Genomic DNA, 24,651 nt, shown 5'->3' with positions numbered 1-24,651 from the left:
TCATGGAGAGATATTCCCGAAAAACTGTCATCATTCGCCACTGTTGTATCCTATGACCGGGCAGGCTATGCCTGGAGCGAGGAGGCTACTACTCCACGAACCGGGGAAAACATCGTTCGAGAGCTTCATGTCGCCTTAAAAAACGCAGACATCCAAGCTCCTTATATTCTGGTAGGCCATTCCCTTGGAGGGATGTACTCAAGACTGTACGCGCAGACATACAAAGACGAAGTGGCAGGATTGGTTCTAGTGGATGCCAGGCCTGAGAATGACGCTCGCCGGACAAATGAGATCTATGCCAAGGAACGGCCTAAGGTCAATCCCTCCCCGCTAATATCCATTCTCCTAGAAAAGTCAGGGGCTTTTCGCCTGTTCCCCAATTTAATGCTAACGGGTCGGGTCGAATATCAAGATAGAAAATCTTTTGTGAATATTGTCGCTTCCTCTAAATACTTTCGATCTGTTGCTGAGGAGGGTGATCTAGCGAGCACTACCGAAGATGCCATACGGGGACAGCATCTGGGTAACCTCCCTGTACGTGTAATTGCCCGGGGCATTCAACAAGATTTGACTCAGTTCGGTATTAGTAAACGCGGAAATGATCAGATCGAACAAAGCTGGCAAATGGGACAGCGCGAGATGCTTAACATCTCTACAAACAGCAAATTTATTGTTGCCAAGAAAAGCGAGCATATGATCATCCATGATCAACCGGAGCTTGTCATCCAAGTCATCCGTGAACTCATCACCGACACAAGACACTTTCAGTCAACCATCTCTAAAGCATACACAAATCATTAGGGACTTTATATGTTAAGGACAACATAAAAAAACAAAAGACGCCCGAGTTCCTTCTATATAAAGGAATCCGGGCGTCTTTGCTGCCTAACACTTATTATGCTTGATTGAGCTTAGGATAAAATGGGCTTGTTTTTAGGTAAGGTCTCTGTGACCTTGCCAAGTATCTGTCTCAGTACTTTAGCATTTTCCCCGACAAAACCGGAATCAAGCAACACATCATGCGTTCCGATGACTTCGTATTCTTTGTATTGGCCAAGTGTCGCCTGTTGCCATAACAATTTATCTAATGATGTATCCGGACCAATACTATCATCTTCTGCAATCAGAGCATGGATATTCGCATGAACTTCACCTGCGTTAATAAGCTCATCGCGGTAGGTAGAGTAAACCAGCATTTTATCCATGACTCGCTCCCTGTCCGCTGGATCTGCGAGGAATGCTTTGTACTGCTCTCTAATGCTGTCCAGCACCGTCTCGACAATCTCTTCAAGCTCCTCTGGTGTCGATTCATCCTTGGACATCTTTCTCATAGCATCTACCATAATAATGTCGCCAACATGGTGACCTCGGATTTCCATGGCTTTAGCTACCTCGAAGGCGAGATTTCCCCCAAGTGAGTATCCCAGGAATACATATGGGCCCTCCGCTTGAATGTCCACGATGGCATCGATGTATCGGTCCAGCATATCTTGACCCTGGAAACGGTCGCCGATAAATTCCATCCCGTACACCTCGCAAAGCCCATCCAGCTCCTTGGCCATCTCATAGTACCCCAGAGAGTGACCTACCCGAGGAGGGAAGCAAAATACTTTAAGCGTTCCTTTCCCTGGGAAGTGGATAATTTCCATTTCTTGTTCATCGGCAGCAGTTGTTGCCTGCAGCTTGAAAATTTCATGCGCCATTTCTTCCACAGTCGGCAGATTAAACACGGTCTGGAGTGGGAGATGGACGCCCATATTAGACGAAATCCTTTGGATCAAGCCCAATACTTTCAGGGAATGGCCCCCAAGGTCGAAGAAATGATCTCTGATCCCGATTTCCTGTACGCCGAGCACCTCGGACCAAATCTGAGCGAGCTCTACTTCTGTCTGCGTACGTGGCGCGATATACTCCGCTGTGCTCCGCAGAAGGGTTTCTGGTGCCGGTAGCGCTTTGCGATCCAATTTGCCATTCGGATTCAGCGGCATTTGTGCGAGCTGTACGAAAGCAGATGGAATCATATAGCTTGGCAGCTCGCTGCCCAGTGCCTCGCGTAGAACGCCGGCTGCGAGCCCTTCCTCGGCCACAAAGTATGCGCAAAGCTGAGTACTTCCGCTGGAGTCAGCCAGTGCTAGAACAACCGCTTCCTGCACCGACGGCACCCTCAGAATTTGTGCTTCCACTTCTCCCAGCTCAATGCGGTAACCGCGGATTTTTACCTGGTGATCGATCCGTCCCAAATACTCAATATTCCCGTCTGGCAACCACCGAGCCAAATCGCCTGTTCGGTAAATCCTTTCTCCCGGTTTGTACGGATGAGGAATGAACTTCTCTGCCGTCAGTTCCGGCTGATTGAAGTACCCCCTTGCTACCCCTTCGCCTGCAATACACAGTTCTCCTGGTACACCTACTGGTGATACCTGAGAGGCGCCGTCTATCATCCATACTTGGACGTTAGCGTACGGTTTGCCGATAGGCACATGCGTTAGAGCTGCGGTCTCAGGACTCGTTGTATATCGAGTCGCATATACAGCCGCTTCCGTAGGACCGTAGATGTTTTCCAGTACTGCGTAAGGAGATACTTTATAATACTCTTCCACAAGTTTGGCAGGCAGCGTCTCGCCGCAGGCAAACAGGTATTTCAGAGTAAGGAATCCTTGGGTGCCGCTTTCTTTCAAGTATTGAACGAGCACACTGAGCATCGACGGCACCAAATTGAGATGCGTGATACGGTTCGTATCCACGGCCTCTAGCAGTGCCATCGGGTCTTTGTCCACGCCTTGTGGCAGGATCACGAGAGTCCCTTGTCCAAAGAACCAGCAGAACAGCTCCGGCACGGAGAAGTCAAAGGTGAATGTCGTTTTGAGCAGGAAACGGTCGCCTGCCAACATCGGATATTCAGCTTCCAACTGACTCAGCGTATGGACGGCAGCGCGATGTTCAATCATTACGCCCTTCGGCTTGCCGGTTGAACCTGACGTGTAAATGATATACGCCAGATGCTCCGGCCCCGCAATTGGATCGAGATTCGAGCTATCCACATGATACGCCTGCGGATCATCAAGTGTCAGGATCGTGCCGGTGAACGGAAAACGATCTTTGAGATGGTTCTTCGTCAGCAGAAGCTTCGCTCCCGAATCCTCCAGCATGTGGCGAATACGATCTTCCGGGAACTCCGGATCAATCGGTACATAGGCCCCGCCAGCTTTTAGAATGGCATGAATACCAATGATCATCTCAAGCGAGCGCTCGACCATGATGCCGACTGGTTGGTCCGGTCTGACCCCTTGGGCACGCAGCGTACGTGCAAGGCGGTTCGCCTGCTGATGAAGTTCTCCATAGGTAAGCTCCGTTTCACCGTAAATAAGTGCTGTACGATCCGGTGTGAGCGCTGCTTTTTCCTCAAATATACCGTGAAGGGTCTGCTCACGCGGATAAGGAGCTGCTGTATCGCCCCACACCTCTATAATCTGCGATTTCTCTTCTGGCGTAATCAGCTCCAGCTCATCGATACGGATAGCAGGTTGAACAGCAACGCTTGTCAGAATTCTCGTCAAGTGTCCTTGAATCCGTTCCACGCTCTCCCGATCATAGACGCGGGCATTGTAACGGTACAAGAACTCCAGATTACGACCCGGCAGCACAATGAGGTTAAAATCATAATTCGTCTGTTCAAACATCTGAACATCCGTAATTTTGTATTCAGCCTCTTCACTGGCAATTTTCTCTTCCAAATGCTCTTCTACTGGGTAATTTTCGAACACCATAATATGAGAAATCAAATCTTGCTTTTGTTCGCTCTGTGCTTGAATCTCATAGAGCGGATAGGAATCATAAGCATGTCCTGCCAAATATAATTCCTGCTGTCTTTTCATCACATGGGAGAACGAATCGCTTCCCTCTGCCTGAACCCGAACCGGAACTGTATTAATGAAGAGACCGATCATGCTTTCGATACCCGGAATCTCGGCAGGTCTTCCCGATACCACACTTCCGAAGACGATATCCTGGCTTCTATTGTAGCGCTGCAACACGATTCCCCAGGCTGCTTGCATCAACGTATTCATCGTCACCTGGTGCTGCTTGGCCACCTGTTCCAGGCGATCGGTCAATTCCGCATCCAACGTGAATACCAGCTTCTCCGACATGTAGGCTTCCGCTTTTGCCGATGGCTGTGTGATGGCCTGCGGCAGCTTCGTCTGCTGCTCGTATCCTTCCAGGTACCCTCTCCAGTAAGAGGATGCCTCTTCCTCGCCTTGCTTCTCCAACCATTGAATATACTGGCTGTACGATACAGCTGCAGGAAGCTCAGGTTCCCTTTGCTCACGCAGAACCCCGTACGTCTCAAACACTTCCTGGAGCACAAGCGGCATACACCATCCATCCAAAATGATGTGATGAGAACTCCACAACAGATGGTAATGCTCTTTTGCAGTCCGTAGAATAGCAACACGCAGCAAGGCTTCATTCGTAAGATCAAAACCTCTCGCTTTGTCTTGTTCCATATAAGCTGCAAGACGCGCTTCTATTTCACCGGATTCCAGCTCATGCAAATCCTCGTATGCGAAATCGCATGCTCTTTCTTTGAACACAATCTGTATAGGGAAATCGCCCCATCCAGCATGGAAATTTGTTCTCAATATGGCATGCCGTTTCATCAGATGCTGTAAGCTGCGTTTGAAATCCTCAGGATAGAACACTCCCTGAATTTCAAATGTGGCCTGCTCAAAGTAGACCTCTGAATGAGGCTCCAGCAAGCTGTGGAACAACATTCCTTTTTGCATCGGTGTCAGTTTATACATATTTTCAATACTGCCGATATGTCGTGTCTGGTCTTCTAACTCCTCGATTTTTTCCAAGCTGATATCTTTGAGGAGTACATCGCTTGGTGTAAGTTCTGTTCTTTCCTTACTTACGCAATGTCCAATGACTTCACTGAGACGGTTCTTCAGAATGCCAACAAACTTAGCCACGGACTCCCCGTGGAACTGATGACGGTTATAGCTAACCGAAAGTTGAAGCTGTCCTTCGGCAATCAGTCCATTAATGTTCAACGCCTGATGCTGCACCATCTGCTCACTGACCTCAGGTCCTACTGAGTAAGGCGATACTTCCATCGTCCCTCCTGCAAGATCCTGGTCGAACTGTCCCAAGTAGTTGAAGGTAATCTCCGGTTCAGCCGAGAAGGAGGAGACATCGGAACCGTCGCTTAAATATTTCAAAATACCATATCCGACACCTTTGTTCGGGATACGACGCAAGCCTTCCTTGACGTGCTTGATTCTGGCGCCGATCTCCAATTCCCCTCCCATCTCAAGGGCGACAGGGTATTGACTTGTAAACCAGCCTATTGTACGAGTAATATCCAGTTCCGGCACAACAGGCTCCCGCCCATGTCCCTCCAGAAGGATGCCTACACGTTCGATTCCCGTCCACTCGTGAACAGCCATACCCAGAGCCGTCAGGAGTAGATCGTTGACCTCCGTATTGTAAGTGCGGTTCGCTTCTTTCAGGAATTGCTCTGTCTCTTCTGGTGACCAGCTCACCGTGACAGCCTCACTGTCTTTGATGAGAAGAGCGCCGTCTACCTTGTCTTTGGGAAGAGGGACAAAGCCATCTCCCTCTACCTCTGCCCAATAGCTGAGTTCTTGTTTAGCCGCCGGGCTGTTTGCAAATTGTGCGATTCCCTCAACCCATGCACGGTACGAATCCGTCTTCTGTGGAAGCTTGACCGCTTCTCCACGTACTGCCTGCTCGTAGCCTTCCTGCAGGTCCTCAAAGAGAATACGCCAGGATACGCCATCCACAGCCAGATGATGAATAACGATTAACAGATGTTCGCCTTCCGCACAGCGGAACAGACCCAGTTTAAAGAGAGGTCCATCCTCCAGAGAGATGCTGCGCTGAATGGCTTCCGCACCTGCTTCTATCGCTGAAGCCGGATCTGTTTCAGCCCGCAGGTCATGGATTTGGAGACTATAGAGTTCTCCCTCACCCACACTCCGGTTCCAGGCCTCGAACCCCTGCTCTCCTTGGCGGAGCACCAGTCGTAAAGCATCATGATGCTCTGCAATTTTCCGAACAACCTCGGCGAGCGCATCGGTATTGAAGCCATCCCGTCGGTACAACATGACCGACTGATTAAAGTGATGCAGATCCATAGACTGTTCATGGAAGAATCTGTGCTGGGCAGGCCCCAGTCTTACCACTCCGTGTACCTCGCTTTGATCCGCAATTCGACTGACCACACTAACGCGCTGTGCCAACTCTGCAATTGTCGGATAACCGAACAAATCCTTCATTTCAAGCTTATAGCCTGCTTGGAGAAGCCTTGAGGATACTTGAATGGATTTGATCGAGTCACCTCCAAGCTCAAAGAAATTATCATGTATGCCGACAAGCGGCACGCCGAGTACACCTTGCCAGATTGAAGCCAAAATGTTCTCCACATCCGTCCGCGGAGCGGTAAAGTCTGCTCCCGCCTTTATACCCGAGTTCGGTTCAGGCAGTGCCTTGCGATCCAGCTTGCCATTCGGTGTCAGAGGCATCACGTCCAGTTGGACGAAGTAAGACGGAATCATGTATGCAGGCAGTCCGGCAGACAGTTCGTTTCTCAGCTCGCTGACAGACATTTCGCGATCCGCTACGAAGTAAGCACACAGCGATTTCTGCCCATTAGCATCTGCCCACGCAACAACGAGAGCTTCCTCGACAAGTGGAATGTCCAGCAGCTTGGCCTCAATCTCACCAAGCTCAATACGATAGCCCCGTATTTTAACTTGATGGTCAATGCGTCCAATGTACTCAATGTCTCCATTAGGAAGGCGACGAGCCAAATCCCCGGTGCGGTACATATTTCCTTCCGAAGCGAATGGATTTCTAATGAATTTATCTGCGGTAAGATCAGGACGGTTCAGATATCCACGGGCTACCCCGTCCCCGGCGATGTACATTTCGCCCTCCACGCCTAACGGTACGAGACGAAGCTGATCATCCAGAATATGGATGTATATATTATCTGCCGACAATCCAATCGGTACAGATTCACGCGTATCCTTCGCAGGATTGTACAGGTGAATCATGCACCCAACGACTGTTTCGGTTGGTCCATATTCATTGTAGATTTTGATGTTGCCGCCAAAGAGATCTGTGATGGTTTTCGATAAATGTGTGGTCAGATTTTCTCCGCCCACAATGAGTTGCTGAATACGACTTTCCGCTGGAATGGTCATGTCTTTTATCAGACTGAGATGCGTTGGCGTCAGCTTGAGAATATCGACCGCATTTTCCCGCAAAATATGCTGAACAACCTCCGCTTTATCTATACCATCATAAATCCGTACTATTCCTCCGTTTATTAACGGAGTAAACATTGATGTCATCGTCAAGTCAAACGAAATGGATGAGTACAGCGGGAAATCGGTTGGCTCACCGGCACAATAGACCTTATTGGCCCACCAGATGTAGTTCACGATCCCTTTGTGGTTAATCATGGTTCCCTTCGGATTCCCTGTTGTACCCGAGGTATAGATTAAGTACACCAGATCGTTTCCTCCCACAGGAATATTGGGATTATCCACCTCGGTTCCATAGATGTGCGGCGAATCCAACTCCATAACCGTTCCCTCAAAAGAGGCCAACTCCGTCAGGTGGCTCTGTGTGAGCAGAATTTCAGCGCCAGAATCCTTCAGAATATACTGAATCCGCTCCTGCGGATATTCAGGATCAATAGGTACATAGGCTCCGCCCGCTTTGAGCACACCCATGATGGCGACAAGCAGCTCTACAGACCGATCTGCCAACAGACCTACCACTTGTTCACTCCGTAGTCCTTGGTCTATCAAGGTGGAAGCTAGTCTGTTCGCCTGCTCGTTCAGCTCCCGATACGTGATCTGAGTGTCCCCGTTTACAGCCGCAATCTTATCAGGCGTACGGACAACCTGTTCTTCAAACAAGGTATGCAGACCCTGATCACTTGGATAGGTATGGGCCTTGCCGCCCCAGTCAAGCAGATTCATCCGTTCCTCAGATGTTACAATCTCCAGTTCCTGTATCGTTGCCTGCGGACGAGCAGCCACCTGATCGAGCATCTGCAACAAGTGTCCTCCGATTCGTGCAATGCTTTCTTGCTCGTAAACCGAAGCATTATAGCGAATGCAAACCTTGATGTCTTCGCCTGGAATTACAACCAGGTTAAAGTCATAGTTAGTTTGTTCAAACATGGTGAAGTTGGCGACTTCGAGATTGTCCTCCGTTTGATTCCCCGATTGCTCCACCTGCTCGTCGAGCGGGTAATTTTCAAAGATCATAATATGAGAAATCAGGTCCTGCTTTTGGGTTGTTTTCCCCTGAATCTCATACAGTGGATAGGTGTCGTAGGCACGACCAGCCAATGACTGTGCCTGTGTACGCTTCATCACCTCGACAAAGGCTTCGTCTTTGGATGACTGTACACGGATAGGTACTGTATTAATGAACAGACCCACCATATTTTCGATCCCTGCAATCTCAGCAGGTCTACCCGACACAACGCCGCCGAAAACGACATCCGAGCTGGCATTATAACGTTGAAGAATCAGTCCCCAAGCTGTCTGCATGAGTGTGTTGACAGTCACGTGATTGCGCTTCGCGACAACATCCATTTTACCGGTCAAGGATGCACCCAGATGGAGAACATGCTCATTCAGAACATAGCCCGCCTCTTTGGCTTGAGATTTCGTCTTGCCTTCCGGCAATACGGTGTTCCCATCATAGTCTTCGAGGTATTGGCTCCAGTACGTTGAAGCTTCTTGATCATCCTGTGCATCAAGCCACTCGATATAACGACTATAGGGCTGAGCTGGCGGCAGGACAGGCTGTATTTGCTGTTTCTTGGCAGAATAATAATCGAACAGCTCCTGTGTAATGATCGGGATACACCAGCCATCCATGACAATATGGTGGAAGCTCCACAATACAAGGCAGCTTTGATCCTTCTGCAAGACGGTCACTCGCATCAGCGGATCTTCTGACAAGCTGAATCCCTTAACCATATCTTCAGCCGTGTAAGCCTTGATCCTTGCTTCTTGTTCCTGCATAGATGCGTCGCGCAAATCTACGTAGTGCAGAGGGATTAACCGTTGCTTAAAGACAACTTGCAGCGGTACATCAGCAATGTTGTTGTAAAAGCCGGTACGTAGTATGGCATGTCGTTGCACCAAAGCCTGGAAGCTCTCGAAGAAGGTATCTACATCGAAGCTGCCACGCAGCTCAAACGTTGCCTGTTCGAAGTATGAAGAGGAGCCCGGCTCCAGCAGGCTGTGAAACAGCATTCCCTTCTGCATTGGCGTCAGCTTGTACACATCCTCAATCTCTCCGATGTGAGCCGTCTGCGCCGTGAGTCGATCAAGCTGCTCCAATGTTAATCCTTGGAACAGAACATCACTTGGTGTAAGCTGTGAACGCTCCTGAGCCACACAATGACGGATGACCTCACTAAGGCTTGACTGTAATAATTCAGCAAAATGGCTCACCGTCTCCTTACGATACTGCCTGCTGCTGTACGTAATCGTCAGGGATAGCTGGCCTTCGGCAATCATGCCATTCACATCCAGAGCATATTGCTGAGGTGTGAGTTCACTGAGCGCCTTTCCAACTGAATGTGTGGATAGGCTAAGAGCATTACCCTCCAAATCCTGATCAAACTGCCCAAGATAATTGAAGGAAATCTCCGGCTCTACGCCGAATCCGACACTTTTCTCCGGTGCCATATACTTCAGAAGACCGTAGCCGATTCCTTTGTGCGGAACCTCTCGCAAATTCTCCTTGATGCGCTTGATTCGCGCAGATACTTCCTGTTTGCCTTGCAGGTTCAGCAGAACCGGATACTGGGTTGTGAACCAACCCACGGTACGGGTAATATCCAGGTCTGGTACGATCATTTCCCGTCCATGCCCTTCAAGATTGACCAAAATCTGCTCCATGCCTGTCCAGCGCTGAATGGCTGCCCCCAGAGCAGTCAAGAGCAAGTCGTTCGTCTCCGTATGATACGCCCGGTTCGCTTGTCGCAACAGCAGGTCAGTTTCTTGCGTAGACCACGTTACCGTAACCGATTCAGTATCCCGAATGGTGCCCGGCTTCTGATCCTCATCCTTCGGTAGTGGGGCCAGAATCGCCTCCTCAATCAGCTGCCAGTATGCACGCTCCTTGTCCAGAGCAGGCCCTGCTGCATACTTCGTCGCTTGCTCAGACCATACAAGATACGAATCGGTCTTTTGTGGAAGGACGATTGCTTGTCCATTCAATGCCTGCTCGTACCCCGCTGCAATGTCCTCAAACAGGATGCGCCAGGATACGCCGTCAACCAAGAGGTGATGAATGACAATCAACAAATGATCGCCATCGTCACAATGGAACAGGCCTAGCTTGAACAGTGGGCCACCTTCCAAGTCAAAGCTTGCCTGAATAGCATCGGCTTGGGCCTGAACCGCAGCTGTCTGGTCTTTTTCCTGCCTCATATCGGCAATGTCCAATGTGTAGAGCTCGCCTTCGTCCGTTCCCCGATTCCAAGCTGCGTATCCAGCTTCTGTAGGCCGGAAAACCATGCGCAGCGCGTCATGATGGATCGCAATTTGGTCCATTGTCAACCGGAGTGCAGCCTCATCAAAGCCGTCTTTCCGATAGAGCATGACGGCATGATTATAATGGTGCGGCTCCGCTGTATGACGTTCAAAGAACCAACGCTGAATTGGCATTAACTCTGCTGCACCTTTAATTTCGCCCTGTTCCGCTGTTCGTCCGGCTGCCTGAAGATACGGGCTTAGCTCGGCAATTGTCGGATATTTAAAGAGATCCTTCATCTCTAATTTATATCCAGCTTGGAACAATCTCGAGGACACTTGGATCGCCTTGATGGAGTCACCACCCAGATCGAAGAAATGATCATGGATGCCGACCTGCTGCGCTCCCAGCACACCTTGCCATACGGAAGCCAAAGCTTCCTCAGCCTTCGTCCTTGGCGGTTCATAAACCGCTCCAGTCTGCACATTGGCCTCTGGAGCCGGAAGCGCTTTGCGATCCAGCTTGCCATTGGGTGTCAAAGGCATCTGTTCCAATTGCATAAAGTAAGATGGAATCATATAAGTCGGCAGTTCGGCAGCCAAAGCTTTTCTCAACTCGCCTACCGTCAGCATCTGATCGGCAGTGAAGTAGCCGACAAGCACTTTTTGTCCACTTCCATCCTCCCGGGCGAGCACAACGGCCTCCCTTACAGACGGAGCATGGAGCAACTTCGCTTCCACTTCGCCCAGTTCGATACGGTAACCACGGATTTTAACCTGATGGTCAATCCGTCCCAAATACTCCATGCTGCCATCCGACAACCAACGTGCCAAGTCACCTGAGCGGTACATGCGCTCGCCCGCTTCAAACGGATGAGCTACAAACTTCTCTTCCGTCAATTCCGGTCGGTTCAGATAACCTCGCGCCAGACCTACGCCCGCCACATAGAGTTCACCTGGAATGCCAATCGGCTGTGGACGAAGTTGTTCATCCAAAATGTACGCTCGCAGCGTCGGAATCGTGGTGCCGATATTGCTGCGGCCCTGTTCAATCTCCAGCTCTGTAATTTCCTTGTATGTTACATGCACGGTCGTTTCAGTAATGCCGTACATATTGATGAGCTGCACTTGCGGATACTTCATTCTCCAGTCCTTCAGCAGGGCCGGGGCTAGTGCCTCTCCACCGAAGATAATCATGCGGAGGCTCAGTTCTGCCGCCTGATGACCGAGCTCTTCCTGTAGCAACTGATAGAAGTACGTCGGTGTCTGGTTCAAAACGGTAACCTTCTGATCCTTAAGCAATTGCAAGAAACGATCTGGACTCTTCGCGGTAAGCGATGGAACGATGACCAACCGTCCTCCGTTCAGCAATGCTCCGTACATTTCCCATACAGAGAAGTCAAAACAGAATGAATGGAACAGTGTCCACGTATCCTGAGGACCAAAGTCAAACATATTTTTATCATTAAAGAGCAAGCGAACTACATTTTTATGCTCGATCAGCGTTCCCTTTGGCTTGCCTGTCGTGCCCGATGTGTAGATGACGTAGGCAAGATGCTCTGATCCGGCTGCAGGCTGCAGGTTTGAGACATCTTCCTTATAGGAAGCCGTTTTATCCAGACTTACGATGTCCCCAGCGAAGGAGACACGTTGCTCCAGATGCGCTTGTGTCAGCAGTAGCTTGGCTCCCGAGTCCTCAAGCATAAAGCGAATGCGGTCCTCTGGATATTCAGGGTCTACAGGGACATAGGCTCCGCCTGCCTTCAAGATGGCTAAAATCCCGACCACCATTTCAAGGGACCGATCCGCCATGATTCCGGCCAAACCGTCTGGTTGCAAACCACGTTCCCTCAGCGTTCGGGCAAGTCCATTAGCCCGCTCGTTCAGCTCGCTGTAGGACAGGGCTGCATCTTCACATACGACTGCCACTGCATTCGGAGTACGTGCAGCCTGTTCCTCGAACAGCGCATGGATCGTCTTGTCACGAGGATAATCTGCCTTGGCTTCGTCCGGCGCTTTCATCAGCCTTGATTTTTCCTGAGGTGTCACGATATCAAGGGATGACAACGGCATTCCCGGATTGGCAATGGCTTCCCGAATAAGCTGTACAAAGTGGCCTGCCATCCGCTCAGCAGTCTCTTGCTTGTAGATCGCAGTCGCGTACTCAAGCGTGCAGTTCAATGCCCCGTCTACTTCACTCACGGTCAGCGTGAGATCGAACTTGGCAGCCGGATGTACATTATCGTAAGGAGTGAAGCGCAATCCTTCTATTTCTTGTTCTCCCTGCTCGATATTTTGCAGGACAAACATGGTATCAAATAGCGGGTTACGGCTCAAATCACGCTGAAGCTCCAGCTTTTCTACCAGCTCCTCGAACGGGTAATCCTGGTTTTCATAGGCCCGCAGCGCTGTTTCCTTCACTTCCTGCAGATAAGCCTCGAAAGGCTTTTCTCCTTCTGGATAAGTACGAAGTGCGACTGTGCCGACGAACATACCGATGAGGCCTTCGAGTGTCGCATGGGATCTTCCTGCCACAGGTGAACCGACAATGACATCTTCCTGACCTGTGTACTTGTGCAAGAGCGCTGTATAGGCTGCCAGCAGTACCATGAACAGAGTGGAACCCGTTCGGGTAGCCAGCTCCTGAAGTGAAGCACTCAGAGAAGAATCAATTTGGAAGTCGATTCGATCGCCCGCAAAGCTTCGCACCGCAGGACGAACTTCATCTCCTGGTAAATCCAGCACTGGCAAGCTTCCGCGGAAGGCATCTAGCCAGTAAGCTTCCTGGGCCTTAAGACGCTCGCTTCCGAGCTGCTCTTGCTGCCATACAGCATAGTCTGTGTACTGGATCTGTAGCTCAGGAAATACGTCCTCCTCTTGGTAGAAGCGGAGAAACTCTTCTATGAGAATATTCATAGAAACCCCATCTGAAACAATATGATGCATGTCAAACAATAGTAAATGGCGCTCATGTGCAATTCGAATGAGGCCAACCCGCAGCAATGGAGCTACACCTAGATCGAAAGGACGGACAAACTGCTGTAGGGTAGCTCCTGCCTCTTCCTCACTCAACTCCGCATATTCCACAGTAAACGGAACATCCGTCAGGAGCTGCTGTACAGGTTCACCGTTCACGGTCACAAAACGAGTACGCAGCGAACCATGACGATGAATCAGACGACGGAATGCCTGCTCCAGCCGTTCCCGATCCAAAGCTCCCTCAACCGTAAGGATACCCGGCATATTGTAGCTCAGCTCTCCACCTTCCAGCTGACTTAGAATAAACAGTCGCTTTTGAGCCGAGGACAATGGGTAATGCTCTCTCGCTCCCGCTGTAGGAATTTCTTCAAAACTCAGCGGTGTATAGCCCTCAATGGCACGAGCCAATCCTTCAATGGTAGGAGAATCGAACACTTCTCTCAGACTAATCTCGCGATTCATTTCCTTGCGAATTCGTGAGACTAGCAGGGCTGCACGCAGTGAATGACCTCCAAAATGGAAGAAATTATCCTTTAATCCCGCGCTCTCTACACCCAGCACCTCTTGCCAGATTTCGGCTAATTGGATTTCCACAGGTGTCCTTGGAGCCTCCGATGAAGCCGCTGCCCATCCACGCTCGCCTTGCAGCGCTTTTCGATCGATTTTTCCGTTCGACGTCAGAGGCATATCCTCCAGTTGTATGAAGCGGGAAGGGATCATATATCCAGGTAACATCTCCGACAGGACGGCCCGAAGCTCGGATACCTCAAGTTTCTGAGCAGCTAAGAAATAAGCGACTAGATCTTTGTAGCCGTCATCGCCCTCTACAGCCATGGCCACGACTTCCTGAACGGACGGCACTCTGAGCATTTGTGCTTCTACCTCGCCTAGCTCGATACGGTAGCCACGGATTTTGACTTGATGATCTATTCGGCCTAAGTACTCGATGGTTCCATTCGGTAACCAGCGAACCAGGTCACCTGTCCGATACATACGCTCTCCTGGAGCAAACGGATTGTCTACGAATTTCTCATCCATTAATTCAGGCTGGTTATGATACCCCCGTGCTAATCCGATACTCGAAATGCATAGTTCTCCAGCTACACCGACAGGTTGCAATCTAAAATGGTCATCCAAGATGTACACACTATGGTTAGCAATAGGTCGTCCAATAGATACAGTATCCGTTGCTTCCTCACTGTCCGGCGGGACAGACCAGATTGTGGTGCATACGGAGTCCTCCGTTGGGCCATAGCCATTAGAGTAACGTACATGCTTCCTCCACTCTTCGATCAACTCGACCGATGCGGCCGATCCAGCGGTTAGCAGGCACCGCAGTGTTGGCAAACGCTCTGGATCAAGGTGGATAGCGTAACCGGGCGGCAAAGTCGCTACCGTAATTCCCTTATCGTTCATGAATTGCTCGAACAGGGCATGATCTAAAATATCTTGTGTAGAAGGGATGCACAGAACACCCCCGTTGCTCAGCGCCGTTAAAATTTCCGAAACCGATGCATCAAACGACAGGCTTGCAAACTGAACGATCCGATCCTGCGGTGTAACTTCGAAGTGTGCCCCATATACGTCAGAAAGATTTGGTAGTCCCCGATGCTCGACTAATACGCCCTTAGGCTGACCCGTCGTACCTGAAGTATAGATCACGTAAGCCAGATCATCCGGGCCAGCAGTATCCTCCAAATTCGAGGTGTCAGCATCATAGGTCGATGATTCATCCAGCAGCAAAACATTTTCCGTCCATCCGAGATGCTCCAAGAAATGGGCCTGTGTAAGGATCAGCTTCGCCCCGGAATCTTCAAGCATGTAACTGATTCGTTCTTTCGGATACTCTGGATCGATTGGAACATAGGCACCCCCGGCTTTCATAATGCCGTAGATCCCAACGATCATTTCGAGCGACCGTTCAGCAATCAGCCCCACCAGATCTCCCGTCTTGATTCCCTGCGTACGGAGCCTTCTTGCCAGCCCATTGGCTTTTGCATTGAGCTCGGCATAGGTCAGACTCTCGTCCTCGAACCAAATGGCAGTCGCATCCGGCGTTCGTCCCGCCTGTTCCTCCAACAGCCCGTGGAACGTGTTACTACAGTGCTCGTAAATGCCTTTCGTATTTCCCCATACGTTCAGAATCTGTTCTCTCTCCTGCGGCGTGACTAATTCTAGAGCATCCACGGAAATAGCAGGGTTCTCTACAATTTGCTCCATAAGGTGAACCAGATGGCCCTTGATTTGCCCAATTGTCACTTGGTCATAAACAAGTGCATTGTACTGGAACAGCAATCTCATCTCTTCGCCAGGGAGGACAATTAAATTAAAATCATAATTCGTTTGCTCAAGAAGCTCCGCCTCCTCAATCTCAAAGGCAGCCTCGCCACCACCCAGACGCTCTACCTCCTCCTCCACAGGATAGTTCTCAAACACCATAATATGGGAGATTAGATCCTGCTTCTGATCCGTCTGAGCCTGAATCTCAAACAACGGGTAGGTGTCATACATATGAGAAGCCATATATTGTTCCTGCTGCTGCTTCATCAGAACGGTGAAGGGGAGATTCTCCTCTGTCTTCACACGAACGGGAATCGTATTGATGAACAAACCGATCATCCGGTCAATGCCCGGAATTTCTGCTGGTCTGCCTGATACTACGCTTCCGTACACAACATCCCGGCTACCGTTATAGCGTTGAAGCGCAATGCCCCAGAGGGACTGCAGCAATATATTCATCGTGACATGAGCATCCCTGGCCACCTTTTCAAGGCGCTCAGTCAGTTCCCTGCTGAGAGGATAATTCAGCTTTTCTGCTACATAGCCTTCTCCCTTACTTGCTCCACCGACTTGAGGTAACAGCGTCTGCTGCTCGTAACCGGCCAGATATCGGCTCCAATAGTTGGACGCAACTGCTTCATCCTGCTGTTCCAGCCATTCGATATATCGACTGTACGGATGAACCTCTGCCAGCTGCGGCTCTCTTCCTTCCAGGAGGGCAAAATAGTGTTCAAATACCTCCTGCGTAATTAACGGAACACACCAGCCATCCATGACGATGTGGTGAAAGCTCCATAAGAGGCGGAAGCTCTTTTCATCTGTTTGTAAAATTGATACACGGAGAAGCTCGTCTTCAGCCAGGTTGAAGCCCAGTGCTTTGTCCTTAGCACCAAATGTCTTCAGGTAAGCTTCGCGCTGCGATGCATTCATCTCCCGCAGATCTTCGTACACCAATTTAGCGCCTCTGTGCCGAAATACAACCTGCAAAGGCTCGCTGCCCCAGCCGCTGTAAAAGTTCGTGCGCAGGATGGCATGACGCTCCACCACTGCATCCAGACTGTGTCCGAAGACAGTCGGATCAAAGCTACCCTTAAAGTCAAAGGCAGCCTGCTCAAAATAAGCACCTGTATGCGGCTCAAACATATCATGGAACAGCATGCCCTTCTGCATCGGCGTCAGACTATATACATTCTCAATATCGCCTATGTGGCTGGTCTGCTTAGAAAGCTCCTCCAGATCGGCAATGCTTAGACCCTTCGCAAGCACGTCGCTTGGTGTCAATACGGTTTTTTCTTGGGTTACGCAATGCTGGAGAAGCTCCCGCAGGCTTTCTTCAATATATCCAGCGAGCTGTTCCATCGTAGATGACTTATACTGATTTCCGTTATAAGTAATCGTCAGAGTCAGGGCTCCGTCCGTCACCATGCCATTGATATCTAGCGTATAGGCCGGTTCCTCCAACAAGCTTTGGGCGCTTCCGGTCGGATAAGGAGAAATCTGCAACGAGCTTCCTTGCAAATCCTGATCAAATTGCCCCAAATAGTTAAAAGAAATCTCAGGCTGCAAGCCGAGGCTGTCTTCATCCAACTGACTTGCCATCGTTTTAAGCAACCCGTAGCCAATACCTTTGTTTGGAATTCGGCGCAGCCCTTCTTTCACTGACTTGATCAAGGAGGCCACTTCCGGGTTATCCCCCAAGTCTAAAATCACCGGATATTGACTTGTAAACCAGCCTACAGTACGGGTGATGTCGATATTCGGTATAATCGGCTCACGACCGTGTCCTTCCAGATTCACAGCAACCTTTCCGATGCCAGACCATTTGGATACCGCCATGCCCAGAGCAGTCAATAGCAGATCATTCGTCTCAGTTTGATAAGCACGATGGGCTTTTCTCAACAATTGGTCGGTTTCTTCTATAGTCCATTGTGCTGTTATTACTTTGCTATCCTGTAAAAGAAGGCTTTTCACAGCCTCATCCTTCGACAACTGTTCAAGTGGCTGATTCTCCAGCTCTCTCCAATACGCCCGATGAGTCTCCATTTCAGGACCTTCCGAATAACGAGCAAGGGCGTCTCCCCAGTCACGGAAGGAATCCGTCTTCTGCGGGAATGTCAGCGTCTGTCCTTGAATCACCTGCTCATAGCCTGCTGCAATATCCTCGAACAAAATCCGCCAGGATACTCCGTCCACCACCAAATGGTGGATCACGATCAGAAGATGGTCTCCATCCTGACAATGGAAAAGTCCTAACTTCAGCAGCGGACCTTCTGCCAGATTGATACTGCGCTGAATGTCATCCGACAGCGATGTAATGGCTGCAGTCGGATCGGATTCATTCCGTAAATCAGCGGTGAACAGGCTATAAAGCTCTCCTTCTTCAAGATCACGATTCCAAGCTTCGTATCCATGCTCTGTCTGACGGAAAACCATGCGAAGGGCGTCATGATGCTCAGCGAGTTTTCTTAGCACCTGATGCAAGGCCTTTTCCTCAAACCCTTGTTCACGATACAGCATAACCGCTTGATTGAAGTGATGAGGCTCTGCCTGCTTCCGTCCAAAGAACCACTGTTGAACTGGAGTCAGGCGAGTCGCTCCACGCACAACTCCCTGTTCAGCCATATGCACAGCCGTTTGTATTTCCGCGCCTAGCTCGGCAATGGTTGGCGATTTGAACAGCTGCTTCATCTCTAACCGATAGCCGGCCTGCAGTAACCGTGACGACACCTGAATGGCCTTGATGGAGTCTCCGCCCAATTCAAAGAAATTGTCATGGATACCCACCTGTTCGGCACCCAGTACCCCTTGCCAGACAGATGCCAAAGCTTCTTCAGCCGGTGTACGAGGAGCTGTATACTTCCGTCCTGTATGCGCGCCTACTTGAGGAGCCGGCAGAGACCTGCGGTCCACTTTTCCGTTTGATGTTAATGGCATACGATCCATTTGGATAAAGTAGGATGGAATCATATAGCCCGGAAGTACCTGCGATAGGGAAAGACGTACTTCGCCTGCCGTGAGCGTACGATCCGCCACATAATAAGCGCAAAGCTGCTTCTCTCCAAGCTCATCCGCTCGAACGACCACTACGGCGTCGATTACTGACTCCACCTTGGCCAGTTGGGCCTCGATTTCAGGGAGTTCGATGCGGTAACCACGTATTTTGACCTGCTCATCAATTCTTCCTTTAAACTCCAAATTACCATCTGGAAGCCAGCGTACCAAATCCCCAGTTCGGTAGCAGGGTTCTCCGTCCTTCACAGGACTAGGAACAAATTTCTCTGCTGTGAGATCAGGACGATTGAGATATCCGCGTGCTACACCTTCACCGCCGACAATGAGTTCACCCCAAGCACCAATAGGCTGTAATTGCAGCGATCCATTGACCACATAAGCGGTCGAATTACTAATTGGGCGACCAATCGGCACACCCCCTTCGGCACGGCTTGGAATCTTGTAGGTGGTGGAGAAGGTCGTATTCTCTGTCGGACCATAGCAATTGATAGGGACAAGATCAGGATTAGCCTCGATTACACGATTCATATGAGATAGGGACAGTACGTCACCACCGACTAACAATGCTTTTAGCCCTCTGAACAGGTACTCATCCTGCAGGGAAAGCTGATTGAAAAGCGGTGAAGTAAGCCACAATGTCGTAATCCCGTACTTGGCAATAGCCGCTTTGAGCCTATCGGCAATCAGGATATCGTCGTTCTCCACGAAATAGAGCTGCCCACCGTTGAGCAACGCTCCCCATATTTCGAATGTAGAAGCATCAAAGGCCACGGCTCCTGTTTGCAAAATTCGTGTGGATTCATTCAGCTCCACATAGTTGGTCTCTTTGACCAGACGGACTACGTTCCGGTGTTCAACCATAACGCCCTTCGGTCTACCCGTCGTACCCGATGTATAGATGACATAAGCAAGCCCCTGCGATCCCTGAGCCGTCTCCGGCTGGGCAGGTTCAGCAGCATAAGCCTCTTCACTGCTAAGATCGACAATCGGTATACCGTAGTCTACACTTATAAGCTCGCCCTTTTGCACCAATAATAGCTTGGCGTCGGAATCATCAAGCATATAACGAACCCGATCTTCCGGGTAATCAGGATCAATCGGCACATAGGCTCCACCTGCCTGAAGCACCGCGAGCATACCAATGACCATCTCAATGCTTCGTCCGCCCATCACGGCCACAGGCTGCTCCCTCAACGTTCCCAAACGACGCAGTGTTTGGGCCAGTCGGCTCGCCTTGTTTTCCAATTCAAGGTACGTTAGCTGGACATCGCCGAATACAAGCGCCGTCTGCTCTGGTGTACGCTTGACTTGTTCTGCGAACAGCTCATGAATGGTCTTGTCCCTTGGATAAGGAACCGATGTCGCGTTAAATACTTCAACAATCTGTACTTTCTCCTCCGGTGTGATCATTTCTATCTCGGCCAGTTGCAACTGAGGATTGGCCGAGACTGCGTGCAGAACCCGGAGCAAGTGCGTTGCAAGTCGCTCTACACTTTCACGCCGATATAAAGCCGTACTATACTCGAGGCCAAAGGCTAATTTTGATCCCTTCTCCTCTACATTGAGGGACAGGTCAAATTTGGCCGTGACGGTGTCCATCAAGTAAGGAGTAAAGTGCACTCCGTCCATATCCTGCTCTTCCTGCTCGGTATTTTGTAATACCAATAAGGTGTCAAAGAGCGGATTGCGGCTGACATCACGTCCTACGCCCAGCTTTTCGACCAATTTTTCAAAAGGGTAATCCTGGTGCTCAAACGCCTTGAGCGCCGTTTCCTTGATTTCCAGAAGATAATCCTGAAAGGTTTTATCTCCTGCCGGATAGCTGCGCAAGGCCAGTGTGTTGACAAACATTCCGATGATGCCCTCAAGCTCAGCCTGCGGTCTTCCGGCTACTGGAGAACCTACGACGATGTCCTCTTGTCCTGTATATTTGTGCAGCAGTACCGAATAAGCGGCCAGCAATACCATATACAGTGTAGTACCTGTACGGGATGCAAGCTCTTGTATCGCCTTATTTCCAGACTCATCCAATGTAAAATCAATTCGGCTACCCTCGAAGCTCCGAACCGAAGGTCGTTGGAAGTCTGTAGGCAAATCCAGTACCGGCAACTCTCCTTCAAAAGATTGCAGCCAATATTTCTCAAGATCTTGCCATTGATTCTCTGACTGTTCCCGTTGCCATACGGCATAGTCCTTGTATTGGATGTGCAGTTCTGGTAGCTGTTCTCCTTGATACAAATGAGTAAGTTCCTGTATCAATATTTGAATAGAAACCCCATCTGAAATAATGTGATGCATATCAAACAGCAACAGATGACGCTCCTCCTGGAGCTTCACCAAGCTAACACGCAGTAATGGAGCCTGGCTCAGATCAAAGGCACGAATAAAGCTGTGAATGAGCGTATCCGTCTCCTCCACCGAAGCCTCTGTGTAGTTCAACGCGAACGGCACATTCCTATGCACACGCTGAACAAGCTCTCCATCCTGCATATAAAAGCCGGTTCTCAGGGATTCATGACGCTGGATCAGTGCCTGGAACGCGGACTCCAGCCGCGTGCGATCCAACGGTCCATCCACTGTGAAGACCCCTGGCATATTGTAGCTAAGCTCTCCCCCATCCATCTGTCTCAGCACGTATAAGCGCTTTTGCGCTGAGGATACTGGGTAAGCTTCGCTTTTCGCTGCCTGTGGGATAGTTTGGTACATGGTCGGAATGTGTTTTTTCACAAGTTGCGCCAAGGATTCGACCGTAGGTGACTGAAACACCTCACGCAGCGAAATGCTACATCCCAATTCTTTGTGAATCCGTGAAACGAGCACTGTTGCCCGCAAAGAGTGACCACCAATTTCAAAGAAATTATCTCTGACACCGACGCGGGCAACTCCCAATATATCTTGCCAGATGAGTACCATCTGAGCTTCCACAGCAGTTCTCGGAGCTAAATAAGCCTCGCCGGATTGTACGCTGCTTTCAGGAGCCGGCAACGCACGGCGATCCAGTTTGCCATTTGGCGTAAGCGGCATTTGCTCCAGTCGGACAAAATAAGAAGGGATCATGTAAGCGGGGAGTTCCGCCGCCAGCTGAGACCGTAATTCCCCCGGCGAAAGATCACTGGAGGCTACATAGTAGGCGCACAGCAATTTTTGGCCCTGTTCGTCTTCCCGTGCCAGGACAATCGTTTCCCGCACGTTAGGAGCCTTGAGAATTTGGGCTTCTACCTCGCCAAGCTCAATTCGGTAGCCGCGAATTTTGACCTGATGGTCGATCCGCCCCAAATATTCAATATTGCCATCAGGCAACCAACGAGCAAGATCCCCAGTTCGGTACAGCCGCTCTCCCGCCCGATACGGATGCTCAACGAATTTCTCAGACGTCAAATCCGGCCGATTCAAATACCCACGGGCAAGACCGTCCCCTGCAATGTATAGCTCTCCCGGAACCCCAACAGGCTGCAGCCGTCTTTGCTCATCGAGAATATAAGCGCTAAGTGTGGGGATCGTTCTGCCAATATTGCTTTTCCCCGCTTCAATCTCATGTTCCGTGATTTCCTTATAGGTGACATGGACCGTTGTTTCCGTAATTCCGTACATATTAATCAGCTGCACATCAGGATACTTGACCCGCCAGTTTCTCAGAAGAGATGGACTTAAGGCCTCTCCACCAAAAATGATTTTTCTAAGGCCAAGCTCTGTCGAAGAGTGCGTTAACTCTTCCTGTAGCACCTGATAAAAATACGTCGGCGTCTGATTTAAAATGGTGACTTGGTTGTCTTTCAACAACTCCAGGAAAGATGCTGGGCTCTTGGCTGTGAGAGATGGAACAATCACCAATTTCCCTCCGTAAAGAAGCGCTCCGTACATCTCCCAAACGGAGAAATCGAAGCAGAACGAATGGAATAGCGTCCACGTGTCCTGAGAGTTGAAATCAAATAAATTTTTATCGTTAAAGAGCAGTCGAACTACATTTTTGTGTTCAATCAGCGTACCCTTCGGCTTGCCGGTCGTACCCGATGTGTAGATAACATAGGCTAGATGGCTTGGTCCCGAAATACTCTCCAGATTGGAAGCATCTCCTGTATACGTTGTAGCTTCGTCCAAACTCACAAGCTTTCCGTCAAAAGTGGTGCTCTCCCATAGATGACTTTGGGTGAGCAACAGACGGACCCCTGAATCTTCCAGCATATAATGGATACGTTCTTCGGGATAATCAGGGTCAATCGGTACATAGGCACCACCTGCTTTCAAAATGGCCAACATCCCGATGACCATCTCCAAGGAACGATCAGCCATAATCCCTACGAGCGTATCTGCTCCTACTCCCTCGGAGCGCAAATATCTCGCAAGCTGGTTAGCCTGCTCGTTTAGAGCTAGGTATGTAATGCTCTGCTCGTCCATCTGAACGGCTACGTGATCTGGCGTGCGCTCGGCTTGTTCCTCGAATAAGCCATGGATGGTCTTCTCACGTGGATAGTCGACTGCAGCGCCTTCCGAAAGAGCCAAAATGGATTGCTCTTCTGGTTCACCCAATAAGTTTACCTCTGCGATAGAAAGCTGAGGTGAATGAATGATCTGCTCGGCGATCGTAAGCAACTGGGAAACCATGTCCTTAACTTCACTGCGTTCAAACAGCTCCGTCCGATAATCGACATCCAGTACCAGTTCGCCTTCATCCAGGATCTCCACAATATGAAGCACGAAATCGTTCACTTCGTCCCCGCAGAAATCATAATCCGTCAAAATGCGCACATCATCCAAATCAACCCAATTGATAAGACGATATTCCATTGAAACGCCAAAAAGCCGCTGAATATCCTTGTTACCATGCATTTCTCTAAGATCCTGAATTAACTGATTGTATGGATACTTCTGATGCCGCAGGACTGACATCTGATCTCTGGCTACATCCTGCAGAAAGCTCAACACATCCATATCCTTTTTGACGTATGTTCTGGCAGCAGCGGTACTGACGAACATACCTATCTTTTGCTTCTCTTTTTTGTTCCCCCGGTTAGCGAACGAAGTGCCAATCACCACATCCGGCTGATTCGTCATTTTGTGTATGTAGATATACATCGCACCCATGAAGAACTGGAACAAAGAAATTCTGTTCTGTTGGCAAAATGCTTGCAGCTCGTGATATAGCACTTCTGGTACGGTAAAATGCTCCCGAACGGCGTGGGTGCTTAAAGATAACGGATTATATGACTTCCAACCCGTAAGCTCAGGCAAATCAGAAAATTTATCCAACCAGTATGCCTTATCCTTTTGGTATCTGTCAGAAAGTTCGTATGCATTCTCATCAGCAATATATTGAATATACGAGCAATCATCGCCCAGCTTCGGTTCATTTCCTTGAATTAACTCCATGTAAAATGCTGTAAGCTGATTGCCATAGACCACCATTGATATTCCGTCAGAAATAATATGGTGCATCTTGATATTAATCCAATACTCTTCCTCGCTAATCTTCACAATTAAAAACTGGAAGAGCTCAGAATCCAGCAGGGGCAAAGGTTTGCTTTTGTGTTGCTCAAGTAAGGCTTCCACCTCAGATACACTTTCATAGTGGCTAAGATCCAGACACTCCAGCTGTCTCTCTTCATAAGGAACGACGTACTGCTGAGGCACTCCATCCACTGAGGTAATACGGATGCGGAAGGCATCATACTGTTTGATAATCAAATTAATGGACTGCATAAAGGCAGCAATATTGATGTGCCCCTTCATCTTAGCTGTACCGGAAAGCTGTGACACTGACGTATCTGGGTAGAGTAATTCGGTATACCATATACGCTTCTGCGCATTTGTTAAATCATATAATTGCATGTCATTCATCTCATTC

Annotated in this window: 2 protein-coding genes (1 of these 2 only partly in view); one reads left to right on the top strand and one right to left on the bottom strand. The window is 49.6% G+C overall.

The features are described from left to right. Positions 1–801: the 3' portion of an alpha/beta hydrolase gene (locus KAI37_RS00415; protein WP_025721681.1), read on the top strand. The gene continues 234 nt to the left of window position 1, outside the view; the window shows 801 of its 1,035 coding nt (coding positions 235–1,035); its start codon lies beyond the left edge, outside the window; the stop codon is at positions 799–801. A 110-nt stretch (positions 802–911) separates the two neighbouring features. Here the strand turns inward: KAI37_RS00415 and KAI37_RS00410 are convergent, their stop codons facing one another. Continuing rightward, entirely contained in the window at positions 912–24,644 is a 23,733-nt protein-coding gene (locus KAI37_RS00410; protein ID WP_220030536.1) for a non-ribosomal peptide synthase/polyketide synthase, read from the bottom strand. Positions 24,645–24,651: the final 7 nt, after the last annotated feature.

It is taken from the genome of Paenibacillus sp. S25 (assembly GCF_019454085.1).
Classification (GTDB): Bacteria; Bacillota; Bacilli; order Paenibacillales; family Paenibacillaceae; genus Paenibacillus; species Paenibacillus polymyxa_B.
Note: the sequence above shows the minus strand (reverse complement) of the source record. Positions and strands in the feature narration are given on the sequence as shown.

Excerpts from the sequence above, each read along its gene's own strand:
- KAI37_RS00410 (WP_220030536.1), bottom strand. The coding sequence starts at position 24,644 with ATGAATGACATGCAATTATATGATTTAACAAATGCGCAGAAGCGTATA.